At 65.2% G+C, this 14,620-nt stretch carries 11 protein-coding genes; 3 read left to right on the top strand and 8 right to left on the bottom strand.

Going from position 1 to position 14,620, the window contains the following annotated elements:
* Positions 1-389: 389 nt before the first annotated feature.
* Positions 390-2,747 (bottom strand): DNA polymerase II, encoded by a 2,358-nt coding sequence (locus FSV73_RS08345; RefSeq protein ID WP_437179270.1) that lies wholly within the window; start codon positions 2,745-2,747, stop codon positions 390-392.
* Between the two features lie 193 nt (positions 2,748-2,940).
* Here FSV73_RS08345 and FSV73_RS08340 point away from each other — a divergent pair, with 193 nt between their 5' ends.
* Together FSV73_RS08340 and FSV73_RS08335 are read left to right on the top strand one after the other, a co-directional pair.
* On the top strand, positions 2,941-3,633 hold the full coding sequence (locus tag FSV73_RS08340; protein ID WP_260856046.1) for a 3'-5' exonuclease: 693 nt from the start codon (positions 2,941-2,943) through the stop codon (positions 3,631-3,633).
* A 95-nt stretch (positions 3,634-3,728) separates the two neighbouring features.
* Positions 3,729-4,772: a zinc-dependent alcohol dehydrogenase family protein gene (locus FSV73_RS08335; protein ID WP_145006635.1), complete on the top strand. Its 1,044-nt coding sequence runs from the start codon at positions 3,729-3,731 to the stop codon at positions 4,770-4,772.
* On the opposite strand, the gene FSV73_RS08330 is transcribed toward FSV73_RS08335, so the two are convergent.
* Positions 4,769-5,260, bottom strand: coding sequence for a hypothetical protein (locus tag FSV73_RS08330; protein ID WP_186309188.1), 492 nt, complete (start codon positions 5,258-5,260; stop codon positions 4,769-4,771). The genes FSV73_RS08335 and FSV73_RS08330 overlap by 4 nt on opposite strands.
* 244 nt (positions 5,261-5,504) lie before the next feature.
* On the opposite strand from FSV73_RS08330, the gene FSV73_RS08325 reads away from it, so the two are divergent.
* Positions 5,505-6,524 (top strand): branched-chain amino acid aminotransferase, encoded by a 1,020-nt coding sequence (locus tag FSV73_RS08325; protein ID WP_145006632.1) that lies wholly within the window; start codon positions 5,505-5,507, stop codon positions 6,522-6,524.
* A 1,204-nt stretch (positions 6,525-7,728) separates the two neighbouring features.
* On the opposite strand, the gene FSV73_RS08320 is transcribed toward FSV73_RS08325, so the two are convergent.
* The 6 genes from FSV73_RS08320 to FSV73_RS08295 all read right to left on the bottom strand — a co-directional run bounded on the left by FSV73_RS08320 (position 7,729) and on the right by FSV73_RS08295 (position 13,945).
* On the bottom strand, positions 7,729-8,292 hold the full coding sequence (locus FSV73_RS08320) for a DedA family protein (protein WP_145006629.1): 564 nt from the start codon (positions 8,290-8,292) through the stop codon (positions 7,729-7,731).
* 9 nt (positions 8,293-8,301) lie between these two features.
* Positions 8,302-9,408 carry a calcium:proton antiporter gene (locus FSV73_RS08315; protein ID WP_145006626.1) on the bottom strand — a complete coding sequence of 369 codons (1,107 nt, stop codon included), beginning with the start codon at positions 9,406-9,408 and terminating at the stop codon, positions 8,302-8,304.
* Positions 9,409-9,748: 340 nt separating this feature from the next.
* Positions 9,749-10,279, bottom strand: coding sequence for a nuclear transport factor 2 family protein (locus FSV73_RS08310; protein ID WP_145006623.1), 531 nt, complete (start codon positions 10,277-10,279; stop codon positions 9,749-9,751).
* Positions 10,280-10,444: 165 nt separating this feature from the next.
* Complete coding sequence (locus FSV73_RS08305; RefSeq protein ID WP_260856045.1) at positions 10,445-10,903, bottom strand: VOC family protein; 459 nt, start codon at positions 10,901-10,903, stop codon at positions 10,445-10,447.
* 145 nt (positions 10,904-11,048) lie between these two features.
* Positions 11,049-11,792 (bottom strand): SDR family NAD(P)-dependent oxidoreductase, encoded by a 744-nt coding sequence (locus tag FSV73_RS08300; RefSeq protein WP_222119443.1) that lies wholly within the window; start codon positions 11,790-11,792, stop codon positions 11,049-11,051.
* 290 nt (positions 11,793-12,082) lie between these two features.
* Positions 12,083-13,945, bottom strand: coding sequence for a phytoene desaturase family protein (locus tag FSV73_RS08295; protein WP_145006620.1), 1,863 nt, complete (start codon positions 13,943-13,945; stop codon positions 12,083-12,085).
* Between the last annotated feature and the right edge of the window lie 675 nt (positions 13,946-14,620).

Below are 14,620 nucleotides of genomic sequence, written 5' to 3'. Positions count from 1 at the left end.
CCAGCGGCACTGGTGCTTGAGCCAATAGCCCCAGCTGTAGCGGTGGGCGGCGGCCAGCGCCTGGGCCCGGCGACCGATGTCGAAATCGATCTTGCTGACGGTGGGATGCTGGCGCTCCAGCGCCCGCCTGAGCCGCTCCAGCGCCTCGAGGAATTCAGCCGGGCAGGCATCGCTGAGGATCAGCGTGAGATCCAGGTCCGATCGCCCAGGTCGGGCGCGACCCTCGGCCACGCTCCCATAGACATAGAGCGCTACCAGATGAGCGCCCAGGAGGGCCGGCAACTGGCGGCGCACGGCCGCCAGCACGGCGCGGTACTCGGCCTGGAAGGGCACGCGGGGCACCTGGCGGATGAAACCCGCCTCATCCAGCCCGTCATTCCTGGTCGCCTTCAAAACAACCCCATTTGCCGATCCAGCAGCCGCTCGAAGCGGTCGCCGACGAAGGGCAGGATGGCATCGGCCACCGGCGCCAGCTGGCGCTGCACATAGTGGTCGTAGTCCGGCGGCGCATGGGGCAGCTCGGCCGGTTCGGGGCCGGCGGTGGTGATCAGGTAGCTGATCCAGCCACCGCGACGGAACTGGCTGCGGCGCCCGCGCCGGGCGTTTTCCGCCTCGACCAGGCGGGCGGCGCGCACCTGGGGCGGGCCGGTGCTCTGGTATTCCTCCAGCGGCCGCCGCAGGCGCTTGCGATAGACCAGCAGCTCGTCGAACTCGCCGGCGCGGGTGCGGGCGACGAAATCGCGCAGGTAGTCCACGTGGGGCTCGCCGGTGAAGATGCGCAGATAGAGTTCGCGCTGGAAGCGCTGGGCCAGCGGCGACCAGTCGCTGCGCACCGTTTCCAGGCCCTTGAACACCAGCTCCGGTTGGCCATCGGCACCTGGCCTGAGCCCGGCGTATCTCTTCTTGCTGCCCTCTTCCGCGCCGCGGATGGTGGGCATGAGAAAGCGGGAAAAATGGGTCTCGTATTGCAGCTCCAGGTGGCTTTCCAGCCCCAGTTCGGCCTGCAGCTGCGCGCGCCAGTGGGCGTTGACCGCCGCCACCAGATCGCGACCGATGCGTTCGGCGTCGGCTTCCCCGTGGGCGCGGCCGAGCCAGACGAAGGTGGAGTCGGTGTCACCATAGATCACCTGGTGGCCGCGCGCCTCGATCAGCTCGCGGGTCCGGTGCATCACCGCGTGGCCGCGCAGGGTGATGGACGAGGCCAGGCGATGGTCGAAGAAGCGGCAGTGCGGCGTGCCCAGCACCCCGTAGAAGCTGTTCATGATGATCTTCAGCGCCTGGGCCAGGGGCGCGTTGCCGGCCCGCTTGGCCGCATCGCGCCCCTCCCAGACCCGCGCCACCATCTCCGGCAGGCAGTGCCGGCTGCGATGGAAACGCGCCCCGCGAAAGCCCGGCACCGTCTCTTCCTCGGGCAACGCCAGGCCTTCCACCAGGCCCACCGGGTCGATGAGAAAGGTGCGGATCAGCGAGGGATAGAGGCTCTTGTAGTCCAGCACCAGCACCGAGTCGTAGAGCCCGGGCCGCGAATCCATGACGAAGCCGCCCGGGCTGGCCTCGGGCGGCTGGGCGCCGAGGTTGGGCGCGACGAAGCCCTGGCGGTGCATCAGCGGCAGATAGAGGTGGTAGAAGGCGGCGATGGAGGCGCCATGGCGCTCCAGCGGCAGGCCGGTGACGCTGGCCCGCTCCAGCAGGAAGCGCAGCAGCTCGGTCTTGGCGAAGATGCGGGTGACCAGCTCGCAATCCACCAGGTTGTAGCGCGCCAGGGCGCTCTTCTCGCTGGCGAACATGCGGTTGATGGAGGCCATGCGGTCGTGGGGATTGTCGATGGCCTTGCCCTCGCCCAACAGGGTGCGCGAGACGTTCTCCAGGCTGTAGGAGGGAAACACCCAGGTCGCCGACTTGAGTGCCTCCACGCCATCGATGATCGGCCGTCCGGCCAGCAGGGCGAAGAACGGGCGCCCCTGGCCGCCGGGCTCGTAGCGGTCGTCCTCGGCAGCGCCCCGGCCCAGGTGCAGGGGCACGCCCAGGGTGCGCGCGTGCTCGTGGAGCACGCGGATGTCGAAGTGCAGCACGCTCCAGCCGATGATGACGTCGGGATCATGACGCGCCAGCCAGGCGTTGAGGCGCTGCAGCAAGGTGGCGCGATCGTCGACGTATTCCAGGTCGAAGTCCACCGCCGCGGCCTCGCCGGTGGGCGGACCGAGCATGTACACCTGGCGCTGGCCGCAGCCGTGCAGGCCGATGCTGTAGAGTTCGCCGCGCTCGCTGGTCTCGATGTCCAGCGACAGGGTGCGCAGGGTCGGGCGATAGTCGGCCGCCGGCCGCAAGGGGGAGGCATTCTCGCCGGCGACCGGCAGCTGCACCGGCGCGGTAATGAAGCGCTCCATGAGGAAGCGGTCCGCCGGGGCGACATCGGCCTCGTAGACCTCGATACCCGCCGCCGTGAGGCGTTGCTCGACGTCGCGCAGGGTGCGATAGCGCGGCGCATAGAGCCCCAGGACGGGGCGCCGCTGGAAGTCCTGCAGCGCCAGGTCGCGCACTTCGACCCCGGCGGGCAGCAGCGGCTCGATGTCCGCCCGTCGCTCGGCCGGCACGAAGGCCACCGCCTGCTGGGCCGGCATCCGCACCTGCCGCGGCCCGGCATCGGTGGCGAACCAGAACACCAGCTCCATCCCGGTGGATGTCTCGCGCCAGAGGCGTGTCAGCAGGAAACCCTGGGCGGCAGCCAAAGCGGTGGCGCTCCTCATCGTCGCTCAAAGCGCCATTCTCGCAAGGCCGGCCACGGCCGGCGACCCCGACGCGCCCAATGGTCCGCTCGTCGCCCACGGCGAATGGCCTGTGTCCTGTGGCGATGATCTTGCATCGAATGCGCACACCCGTCGTAGAGCCGACCATCACGGCTTCTGGGCGCATCCTTGGTTACCCGTGTCAGGCAGTATCATGAATTCCTTGTCGTCGTCCTCTTCCACCACCGCCGTCCCCGGCTACAACGCCCTGCAACTGCGGGTGCTCGAGCAGGCGCAGCGCTGGCTGGAGCAGGATGTGCTGGTGCTGGATACCGAGGCCACCGGCCTGGGCGAAGAAGCCCAGCTGATCGAGGTGGCGGTGATGACCCTGAGCGGCCGGGTGCTGCTCGACACCCTGGTGCGCCCCGCCATCGCCGTGCCGCGCGAAGCGACCCTGATCCACGGCCTGACCGATGCCCATCTCACCCAGGCGCCCACCTTTCCCGAGGTCTTCGCCCAGCTCTGGCCGCTGCTGCAGGGCCGTACTGTGCTGGCCTACGGCATGGCCTTCGACTATCGTCTGCTGGGCTACAACGCCCGCCTGCACGGCCTGGCGCTGCCGCCGGAACTGGAGCGGGAGACGCCACCGGTGCAGCTGGTGGATGGCACCCGCCTGCATTGCCTGATGCAACTCTATGCCCAGTTCTGGCAGGAACCCAGCCTGGACAGCCGCAGCCAGGACGGCTGGCGGCGCAAGGCCCTGGCCATGGCCGCCCGCCAGCAGGGCGTCACGGTGCAGGAAACCCACCGCGCCCTGCCCGATTGCCGGCTCAAGGCCGCCCTGGTCCAGGCCCTGGCCGGCGCGGCGCCGGTCACCTGGCGCGGGCTGCAGGCGCTGGCCGGCTAGGTACCCGCCTTCCGGCGCGGAAAAAGGTATTCAGTCGGTCTCGCGCACAAGGCGCTTTGCCATACTGGTCGGAATCATCCCACCGAGGCCAGCCCATGAAAGCCGTCGTCTACGAAGCCTTCTCCGCCCCGCCGCGCCTGAGCACCGTACCGGATCCCACTCCCGAGCCCCACGGCGTGGTGGTCAGGGTCATGGCGACCGGTGTCTGCCGCAGCGATTGGCACGGCTGGGTCGGCCATGACAGCGACATCGAGCTGCCCCATGTGCCGGGCCATGAACTGGCCGGGATCGTGGCGGCGGTGGGCAGGGACGTCCGCCGCTGGCGGATCGGCGACCGGGTCACCGTCCCCTTCGTCGGCGGCTGCGGCGCCTGTCCGCAGTGCCACGCCGGCCACCAGCAGGTCTGCGATCACCAGTTCCAGCCCGGCTTCACCCATTGGGGCTCCTTCGCCCAGTACGTCGGCATCCACCAGGCCGATCTCAACCTGGTGGGCCTGCCCGAGCAACTGGACTTCGCCACCGCCGCCAGCCTGGGCTGTCGCTTCGTGACGGCCTTTCGCGCCGTGGTCGACCAGGGCAAGGTCAGTGCCGGCCAGTGGGTGGCGGTGCACGGCTGCGGCGGGGTCGGGCTCTCGGCGATCATGATCGCCAGCGCCCTGGGCGCCCAGGTGGTGGCCATCGACATCACCGCCGACAAGCTGGCGCTGGCGCGCCGCCTCGGTGCCCTGGCCACCGTCGATGCTACCCAGGTGGCCAGCGTGCCCGCAGCGGTACGCGAACTCACCGGCGGCGGTGCCCACGTCTCCCTCGACGCCCTCGGCCATCCCACCACCTGCTGCAATTCCATCGCCAGCCTGCGCAAGCGCGGCAAGCACATCCAGGTCGGCCTGCTGCTGGGCGACCTGGCCACGCCAGCGCTGCCGATGAACCTGGTGATCGCCCATGAACTGGAAATCCTCGGCAGCCACGGCATGCAGGCCCATCGCTACGACGTGCTGCTGGCCATGGTGCGCCAGGGCACCCTGGCCCCGGAACAATTGATCGGCCGGGAGATCAGCCTGGCCGAATCCTGTGCGGCGCTGATGCAGATGGATAGCTTCCAGGGGACCGGGGTGACCGTGATCACCCGCTTCGACTAGTCGGGCTCCGCCGCCCGCAACACCCAGCGCAGGCCCTGCAGGTCTTCGGCCGAGAGGGTCTCGCGCAGGCGGCAGAGGCGATAGTTGACCTGGGTGTTCATGGCCACCCATTCCAAGTCCTGGCGACTGGGCTGGCCGATGAAGTACTCGCCGTAGCGCTCGTCCAGCCCGGCCATGCGGTATTGGCCCTTGAGCGGCAGGTAGAGGCGTCCGTTCATCTCCCAGCGACTGGCGCTGCAGCCATGGAAGCGCACCTTGTCGCCGAAGGTGGACAGCTGGGTGCGGAAATCGGTAGTGGCGTGGCCGGCGCTGGTCTTGAACTGGCTGGCGATGACACTGAAGACGATGCCCTCGGGCGAGGGGGCACCGCGCCACTCGATGACCCGGCGATTGAGCGCCGTATCGAAGGCATCGGTGAAGATTCCGGCGGCCTGCGCCGTGAGCGTTGGCAGGGTCAGGGCACCCAGCAACGCCATCGTTGTTTTCAAGAGGAGCTCCTGGTGGCGACCCAAGCGGCCAAGCCTGAGGCAGCAGGCAGCGGCGGCAAAGGGCCAGCGTCGTGCTTTGGAGACCCGATTGGCTGAAAGGTGCCCCCAGCGGTCCGGATAAGCGGTATCTTTCACAGTCTGAGGACGGCGTTTTCCCGTCCACCCCTTGAACCGTCGCCGGCGAGGCGCACGGCCATCACCCTGAAACGACCGGCGCGACCGCCGGAGAGCACTGCGAGGATCTATGAGCGCTGCGGACATCGATTGGAAGACCCTCGGTTTCGACTATATCAAGACCGACTTCCGCTTTATCGCCACCTATCGCGACGGCAGCTGGCAACCCGGCGAGCTGACTCGCGACAACCAGCTGCACATCAGCGAAGGCTCCACGGCCATCCACTACGGCCAGCAGTGCTTCGAAGGCCTCAAGGCCTATCGCTGCCAGGACGGTTCCATCAACCTGTTCCGTCCCGACCGCAACGCCGCGCGCATGCACAAGAGCTGCGCCCGCCTGCTGATGCCGCCGGTGCCCACCGAGCTGTTCATCGACGCCTGCCAGCAGGTGGTCAAGGCCAACGAGGCCTGGATCCCGCCCTATGGCACCGGTGGCGCCTTCTACCTGCGGCCCTTCGTCATCGGCGTGGGGGACAACATCGGCGTGCGCACCGCCCCCGAATTCCACTTCGTGGTGTTCGGCATCCCGGTCGGCGCCTACTTCAAGGGCGGCATGACCCCGCACAACTTCGTCATCTCCGGCTACGACCGCGCCGCGCCCCAGGGCACCGGCGCCGCCAAGGTCGGCGGCAACTACGCCGCCAGCCTGATGCCCGGCGCCCAGGCCAAGGCCGAAGGCTTCGCCGACTGCATCTACCTGGATCCGCTGACCCATCGCAAGATCGAGGAAGTCGGCTCGGCCAACTTCTTCGCCATCACCGGCGACGGCAAGTTCGTCACCCCGCGCTCGGAATCGGTGCTGCCGGGTGTGACCCGGATGTCGCTGATGGACCTGGCCCGCGAGCGGCTGAACCTGGAGGTGGTCGAGGGCGACGTCTTCATCGACCAGCTCGACCAGTTCGTCGAAGCCGGCGCCTGCGGCACCGCCGCGGTCATCACCCCCATCGGCGGCATCCAGTACGGCGAGAAGCTGCACGTCTTCCACAGCCTGACCGACGTCGGCCCGGTGACGCGCAAGCTGTACGAGGAACTGACCGGTATCCAGACCGGCGACAAGCCGGCGCCGGAGGGTTGGATCGTCAAGGTCTGACGTGGGGTTTGTTTGGTTTGAAGAAGGCGCCTCAGGGCGCCTTTTTCGTTGGGCAGAGGGTTGGCGGTAGGTTGGGTTGAGCGGAGCGGAGCGGAGCCCAACACCAAAGGCACGGCGTAGGTTGGCGCTGAGCGCAAGCGAAGCCCAACGTTACAATGGTGCAAAATTGCTTTTATTGGTTCCTCAGCTGCTTACCGAGCTTTGCTGATACCTCTTGTTTCGCCCACCTGGGCGAGTCACTTTTGCCAGTCGCGGCAAAAGTAACCAAAAACGCTTGCCCCGGTCATCCGGCCCTCCGCTGCGCTGCGGGTGACTCGCGTTGCTCGCCCTTCGGGCCAGCCTACGGCTGTTACTTCGCTGCGCTACGTTTCGCTCACGCCAGCGCCGTTCCGGGGTCGGTCCAGATGGGCCATCCATGGCCCACTGGACCTCTCGCCGCATCCCTGCGGCTCGACCCACTCCGCGACACTGGCGTTCGCCCTGCTGAACGGGGCGATTCGCTAGCCTGAAAGTATTGGTTGAAGAGCCCAAACGCTTCGTAGCGTGGACAACGGCGAAGCATTGTCCACTGATGGCGTCAGTGCTCGCCAGCGGAAAACGCTACACCTTAACGCTACTGTAATCGCGGCCATGGGCCGCTCCTACGGGATATCCGGCTGCTGTAGGAGCGGCCCATGGCCGCGATAAAGACAGTCGCTTCGGCAGTTAAAGGCTGCCAGTGGAAAACGCTGCGCGGTTTTCCACGCTACAGCCTGTGAACACCCAGGCATCAGGCTACCGCCCCGTCCCCGTCAGTGAGGCCGAGTTCCGGTGTCGGGGCGGGGATTGCGAGGCAGGACGACGAGCAAGGCGCGAGGTGCAGGAAGCCCCTTCGTGCCGTGCCCCAGAGCGGCGCCGGAGCGAGGGAAACGTAGCGCAGCGAAGGAACAGCGGTAGGCTGGCCCGAAGGGTGAGCGGAGCGAATCACCCGAAGCGCAGCGCAGGGCCGAAACGTGGGAAAGCTTTTTTGGTTACTTTTGTTCGGGACGCGTAGTCCGGGGCGCGTACCCGCACCTGACAAAAGTGACTCGCCCGGATGAGCGAAACAAGAGCCCAAGCAAAGCTCGATAAACAGCTAGGGCACCGATGAGCCCAGACATCTCGGCCAAACTCCGCAACGTTGGGCTTCGCTCCGCTCAACCCAACCTACGCAACCACCTTCCCCCTACACCCCCTCCCGCCGCCGCAGGATGGCGCGTACCCCTACGAACAACACCACCACACAGATCGCCGCGGCGATGAACCAGCGCTTCGACACATGATGCTCGGCGAAGAAATCCCGCAGGATCTCGCCCACCGCGTAGCCGATGCCGGTCATGAAGAAGCCCCAGAGCAGCGCGCCGATGATGTTGTAGAACAGGAAGCGCCGCGGCCGCACCCCGCTGGCGCCGATCAGCAACGGGCCGATCAAGCGGAAGCCGTAGGCGAAGCGGATGCCGATGATCCACAGCGCCTCGTGGCGATGGATGCGGCTGCGCAGCCAGTCGATGCGCTGCTGCTGGTGCTTGAAGCGGCGCAAGATGCCATCGCCATAGCGGCGGCCGAGAAAGAACAGCGTCTGGTCGCCGATGAAGCCGCCCAGGGCCACGCATAGCGCCGTGAGCGGGAACAGCAGGTAGCCGTGGCGCGCGGCGATGCCGGCCAGGATGGCGACGCCGTCGCCCTCCACCAGGGCACCCAGGACCGCCGCGCCATAGCCGTAGTTGCTGATCATCTCGCTGTCGATCATGACGCTGTCCTAGAGACCGAGAATGGTCAGCATGATGAAGGTGCCGAACAGCACGAAGTGGGTCATGCCCTCGATGGCGTTGGTCTCGCCGTCGTTGAGGTTGATGGCGGCGACGATCAGCGTCACCGCCATCATCACCGTCTGCACCGGCGTCATGGCCATCTGGATCGGCTGACCGTTGAACAGGGCGATGGCTTCCACCACCGGCACGGTGAGGATCACCGTGGACAGGCTGGCGCCCAGGGCGATGTTGATCACCGACTGCATGCGATTGGCCATGGCCGCGCGCAGCGCCGTGAGGATCTCCGGGCTGGCGGAGATCACCGCCACCACCAGGGCCGGTACCAGGGCCGGGACGGCCAGGCCTTCCAGGCCGGTATCCAGCGACTTGGACATCACCTCGGCCAGGGCGCCGGTGGCGACGATGCCGACGATCAGCAGGCCGATGGACAGCGCCGAGCTGCTTTCACCATGGCCGCCGGTAGCTTCCTGTCCTTCGACGACCGGGCGCTTGCGCTTCTTCTCGGGGTAGTTGTAGCTGAAGAAATAGCTGTGTGGGCCGGTCTGCATGCGCAGGAACAGCGCATAGAGCAGCGCCATGGCGCCGATGGTGAAGAAGGAATAGACGTGCCACTGGGCCGAGGGAATGAACTCCGGCACCAGCATGGAGATGCTCACCGCGGTCATGATCATCACGCCGTAGCTGCGGCTGGAATCGTCGTTGTAGGGCTGCTCGCCGTGCTTGATGCCACCGAGCAGCGCGGCCAGGCCGATGATGCCGTTCATGTCCAGCATCACCGCGGCGTAGATGGTGTCGCGGGCCAGGGTCGGTGAGTGGTCATGGCTCATCATGATCGCCAGGATGATCACCTCCACCAGCACCGCGGAGAGGGTCAGGATCATGGTGCCGTAGGGATCTCCGACCTTTTCCGCCAGCAATTCGGCGTGATGGGCCACGCGCATGGCGGCGCAGATGATGGCGGCGATCAGGCCACCCGCCGCGGCCAGCGCCAGGGTCTGGCCACCGCCGAGCAGCGCGTGTTCGAACACATAGGCCAGCACCGTGGCCCCGATGGCGACCAGCAGCAGGGTTTCGTCTTTGAGGGCGGCGAGCATGTAGAGGGCGTCCTTAAATGAGCAATGCCCTGTTACGACCGCCGCAGGTGGCAAAACGCTCGCACTCGGCACGCCGCAGGGCAAGCCCCCTGCGAAATCGGCCGCCGCCTACTGGTCGCGTCCCGAACGGTAGTTTGCCGGCTTGGCTGATGGAATGGCGGTCGAACGACCGCGGAACGGTGCAGAAAGAATACTGCCGAGGTCACCCTGACTCGCCGTAGGCGAGCGTGCCATGCGGGATGAGCCCCACGGACGCTCTCGACTGTCCTTGGGTCAAAGCGAGTCGACCACAGCGGCCTCGGCCCGAAATCACCCGGGACGAAGGCCGCCATAGGATGGACTAGTGGGGCATGCCCATGGACTTGGTGACGCCATCAGTGGTCCGACTGAAGCTGTAATAGCCGACCTTGATGTCAGTGAATTTCCCGTCATCGTTCAGCGTGTAGAAGATTGGCCCATGAAACTGGAAGCGTTCCCCTTTTTTAATGGGACCGAAGGGTGTACTCGCGGCATCCCTGGGTACATCGAAGGTCACCAGCAACTGTACGGCGAGCGTCTTTCCATCGAAGAGGAACTCTTCTAGCTTGACCTTCTCGTCCATCGCTCCCCATATCTTGCGGTAGTGCGCCTCTACCTCGGGGATGCTGTTGAACACCAAACCCCCGTTGGACATGCGCACGTTGGGCGCGTAGTACTCTTCGAACGCGGCCGGATTCTTCTGGTTGAATAGCGCCAGGTAGTGCTCGAAACTCTGCCTGTCGACGACATGACCTTCGTTGGCCGTGGCGGTATCTGCGGCGTAGGCGCCGGTCATTGCGCTCAGGGCCATAGTAGTGACGGCGAGTACGGCGGCGAACGTGTTCAGTTTCATGGTCTTGCCTCTCTCATTGTTGTTGTACAAGGGAACATCGGACAGCTTGCTGCCAGGCCAGGAAGGCGTTGGATCGCCGTCACCTGGGCAGGACGCACACGGGCGAGCTCTCTGGAAAACAATCGCAACCGGCCGTCGCGGCTACCGCCTTGGGAATCGCCGATTTCATCGCGTGTTTTGCCCATCATCACCGGGGGATGACGTCCACAACTCGGGGCACTGGATCAGCTCCAGCAGGTTTCCCGAGTTGTCGCGGATGAATGCCATGGGCGTGCCCTGCACCTCTTTCTCGAAGACGATGTCGGCGCCCTTCTCGCGCAACCCTGCCACCGTCGTCGGTACGTCCAGTACGGCCAGGCACAGGTGTTTGTTGCCATGAGTGCGCACGTCCTGATTGGGCTCGCGGCGCTCAGCCGGTAGTGGCTCGGCACCCTCGACCTGGAACAATTCCAGGCGGAAATCACCGCGGCGAACGAAGGCTACGTCCGCCGGGATGATGTCGATGAAGGCACGCATCTCCAGCTCGAATCCGAGCATCCGCTGGTACCAGCCGATGGCAACATCGATGTCCGGCACGCTGATGCCGACGTGATGGGGGAGTATCTCGGGCAGAGTCGGATTCATTGCTGCGCTCTTGTCGATAGGTTCAATGGACGACCGTCATCCACTCGAATGACGGCCACTGTGGCAAGGTCCACTGCCATTACTGCATCGCCCCCTTCCCAAGACTCGGTCGGGCGAAAGCGTCGTGCGACCTGGCTCGGTAGGCTCAGAACACCGTGCCGCCGTCGGCGTTGAGCACCTGGCCAGTGATGAAGCCGGCATCTTCCGAGGTGATGAAGGCGAGCAGCCCGCAGAGGTCTTCCGGCACCCCATTGCGCTTGATCAGTTGCTGATCGCGGACTGCGTCGAATAGCGCTGGCGGCAGGTTCTTTTCCGATGCCGCCGTCCGCGTCAAGCCTGGAGAAATCGCATTGACCGTGATGCCGTGCGGGCCGAGCTCTGCGGCCAGCGCGCGGACCAGGCCAATGCCGGCCATCTTGGTGGTGATGTAGGCCGCGAAGTTGGGCATCGGGTTGCCCACCGTGCTGGAAGCGATCTGTACTATCCGTCCGAAGCCACGGCGGGCCATGTCCGGCGCGAAGCTCTGGGCCAGCAGCAGCGAGGCCTCGACGTTTATCGCCTCGAACCGACGGAAGGTTTCCAGTGTGAGTTCGGCAAAGGGCACCAGTGGCATGAAGGCGGCGTTGTTGACCAGGATGTCGCAGCGGTCGAATCGCTGCAGCACCTGGTCGGCGAACGTACGCAACGCATCAACGTCGGCCAAGTCGAAGGCTTCGGCGTACACCTGAGCCCCTAGCTTGCGTACCGCTGAAATCGTTTGCTCGGGTAGACTGAGATCAGCCAGTGCCAGGTGGCACCCCTGGCGGGCCAGATGACAGGCGAAGTGGTGGCCCAAGGCACCGCCGGCTCCGGTGATGACCGCGACGCGGCCGTGGTGAGTACCTTGCACGATGAGTCTCCTCGAAGTTGTTTTTGTTATTGAGGCGCGTTTGCGGTCGCCCTGGTCTCTGGAAGCACCGTATCGCCCGACCAATCATTCGAGAAATCGTTTGTTCGCATTCGAGGTATTCAGGATACGAATGCCTGGATAACGACTCGCCAAGCCAAGGCGTCCGCACCCTGGGTCCTTCACCGGGACCGCGGGGTACGGACATGCGAACGGGAAATGATCGGCCTCAGGGCTAGCGACGCCGCCAATCAAGGACTGGAGACCGCTGCGCTCCACGCCACCTGGATGACTCAGGGCTGCTTGGCTTTACGGAACGGCAGCGTGGCCAAAAACGCCATGTCCTTCACACTCAGCATTTTCAAGCCGGCCCGCGTGGCGGCACCGTCCAACCGTGCCTCCATGGGCAGAGTGCCGAAGCTCTTGCCCTTGATCACCAATTCATCGCCGACGCGACGGATCGACTCGACATGCATCAGCTCCTCGTCAGCCGTCCCACGCAGCACCATGCCCTCGCGGGTGGTGGGGCTCTGGCTGACCGGTGGCGGCAAGTCCTCACGCACACCGGAGGAAACCGCGCCGAAGTCCATTCCCAGCTGCTCGAACATCTTGATCGCGGTAGCGCGGCCGGCGCCATAGACACCGCCACCCGGATGCTGGAACGGACCAGCAAGGAACAGCCGATCCACGCCAGGTACGGTGAACTGGCCAAGGTCCGGCGTCGGGCGGTGCCCGGCGCTCTGGTAGAAATAGGGCGCCACGCCATGCAGGTCGCCACGCATCATGCTGTTCGGGCTGGAGCGCTCCAGGTCGACGGGACTGACGATGCTGCGGGCGATGATGTTGTCGCTGGTCAGGTTGCTGACGAACTTGCGGTAATGCTCCAGCGACAGGTCGCCGATCTCTTCCTTGAAATCGTCCCAGTGCCGGTCCTTCCAGCGCGGATCGTTGACCTTGTAGGGTGCGAAGGTGATGCCATGGAACATACCCGCCCCGGCGGGGACGCGGGTCTTGTCGCCAAGGCTCTCGTCACCGCCGGCACACAGGCGGCGCTGGCTGATGTAGCCGCGCTTTAGCTCGTCGAAGTCGGCTAGCATCTCGTCCAGGGAGTCGGTGGCCATGAATTCCAGCATGGTGGCGTAGCCCACCTCCTCTCCCGCGTAGTAGGTGCAATTCTCCTTGAGGTCGTAGTGGCTGACCATGATCGAGAACGGCGCCAAGGCCGCGCGCTCCGCGCGTGCCAACACCGGCTCGGGCACTCCTTCGACGAACTTGCGCACGACATGGGGATGGATGGCGCCGATTACCGCGTCACGGGCCTGGATGGTCTCGCCGCTGCTCAGACGGACGCCGGTGGCGCGGCCACCGCTGGTGAGGATCTGCGCCACCTCGGCATGGCAGCGCACCTCGCCGCCGTGGGACTCGATGCAGCGCACCAGCGCCTCGGTCAGCTTGCCGCTGCCGCCGATGGGTTGCGAAACGCCGTAGGTATGGATGATGCCGGGCATCAGCAGCACGCCCATCCCCGTGCCCAGTTCGTTGGGCGCCTGCAGGTTCTCGCTGACCAGTCGCAACAGGTGGATCTTGATCTTGTCGCTCTCGTAGAGCTGGTTGACCAGGTCCAGGCAGTCGCGACTCATGTAGTCCAGCATCAAGCGGCCTTCATCGCTCCGATCGAGCATCGCTACCAGTTCGCCAAGCGGCGGCGGCGGTGCGTACAGGCCAGGCATGAACATCTGCAGAATTTTCTGGCTCACCTTGACGAATTCGCGATAGGTATCGGCGTCCTTCGGCGAAATCCTGGCGAAGCCCTCGCAGGTCTTGTCGATGTCCTTGTAGGTGAACAGCGCAGTCTGGTCTGGAAACAGGGTGGCGTGTGGCACCGGTGAATAGTGGTATTTCAGTCCGTGTTGGCTGAGCAATCCCAGTTCATCCTGGCGCAGCATCGGATTGCCCTGGATCATGATATGCACGCTGGAGTGCTCGTCGTGCCAATAGCCGGGAGTGTTCAGCTGGCGTGTGCTGACGCCCCCGCCGGGATAGCTTTTGCGCTCAAGCACCAGAACCCTCTTACCAGCCTTCGCCAGGTAGGCCGCAGCGACGAGGCCGTTGTGCCCGGCGCCCATTGCGACGATGTCGTAGGGGGTATCGCTCATATTCAACTCCTTGCTGGATAGGGAGCGCGATCGCTGGCGACCGCTTCCGCCCCTTTCAGGGACAGGACTTCAGGTAATCAACAAACTGGCCATCGCGTACGGCGTGAAGGGGATTGCCGGTCAGATCGTCGCTTTGGGCCGCTCCTAGGCGTCTTGGGATATGTCGCCCTCTGGAGTCGAGCCGGGGACCATCGGTATTGCCTAACGGGCGTCCGTTCGAGGGGGCGTGCGGCACGTAGTGGTTGCCCCGACGGCGCATCAGGCGACACGCGCCGTGGGACGAGCGCTCCACGCTTTATCTCATGGCCGGTACGGGCCGGCGAATGCCTGGCGTCATGCTCGAATCGGGCCCGCGCGTGGTAGACCGGATGGGAAAGCTGTGGCGGAATCAGAAAGGAGAGAACGACTACCGGATCAGAAGCGACCGGCCGCAAGGTGCGGAGGGTGAGGTAATGCTCGAACGTACCTGAGACGTGGCAGCGCATGGTCAGCTCTCTTTTTTAGTTCTTGTTTTGTATACCGCGCCTGTCGGTCTGGTGTTTCCCCGGTCGCGCTTGACGACCCGGTACTCACGAAATTACGGAACTCCAGACCATTCGGGAAATTCTCGATTTACATACAACGCATAACTGCGATGGATGGTAGGAAGCCCCATGCCCCTGGATAGAAGGAAAA

The organism is Pseudomonas oryzihabitans (genome assembly GCF_007665395.1).
Taxonomy (GTDB): domain Bacteria; phylum Pseudomonadota; class Gammaproteobacteria; order Pseudomonadales; family Pseudomonadaceae; genus Chryseomonas; species Chryseomonas psychrotolerans_C.
Note: the sequence above shows the minus strand (reverse complement) of the source record. Positions and strands in the feature narration are given on the sequence as shown.

Coding starts and splice junctions, on each gene's coding strand:
- FSV73_RS08345 (WP_437179270.1), bottom strand. CDS start 2,747: ATGAGGAGCGCCACCGCTTTGGCTGCCGCCCAGGGTTTCCTGCTGACA.
- FSV73_RS08340 (WP_260856046.1), top strand. CDS start 2,941: ATGAATTCCTTGTCGTCGTCCTCTTCCACCACCGCCGTCCCCGGCTAC.
- FSV73_RS08335 (WP_145006635.1), top strand. CDS start 3,729: ATGAAAGCCGTCGTCTACGAAGCCTTCTCCGCCCCGCCGCGCCTGAGC.
- FSV73_RS08325 (WP_145006632.1), top strand. CDS start 5,505: ATGAGCGCTGCGGACATCGATTGGAAGACCCTCGGTTTCGACTATATC.
- FSV73_RS08320 (WP_145006629.1), bottom strand. CDS start 8,292: ATGATCGACAGCGAGATGATCAGCAACTACGGCTATGGCGCGGCGGTC.
- FSV73_RS08315 (WP_145006626.1), bottom strand. CDS start 9,408: ATGCTCGCCGCCCTCAAAGACGAAACCCTGCTGCTGGTCGCCATCGGG.
- FSV73_RS08310 (WP_145006623.1), bottom strand. CDS start 10,279: ATGAAACTGAACACGTTCGCCGCCGTACTCGCCGTCACTACTATGGCC.
- FSV73_RS08305 (WP_260856045.1), bottom strand. CDS start 10,903: ATGAATCCGACTCTGCCCGAGATACTCCCCCATCACGTCGGCATCAGC.
- FSV73_RS08295 (WP_145006620.1), bottom strand. CDS start 13,945: ATGAGCGATACCCCCTACGACATCGTCGCAATGGGCGCCGGGCACAAC.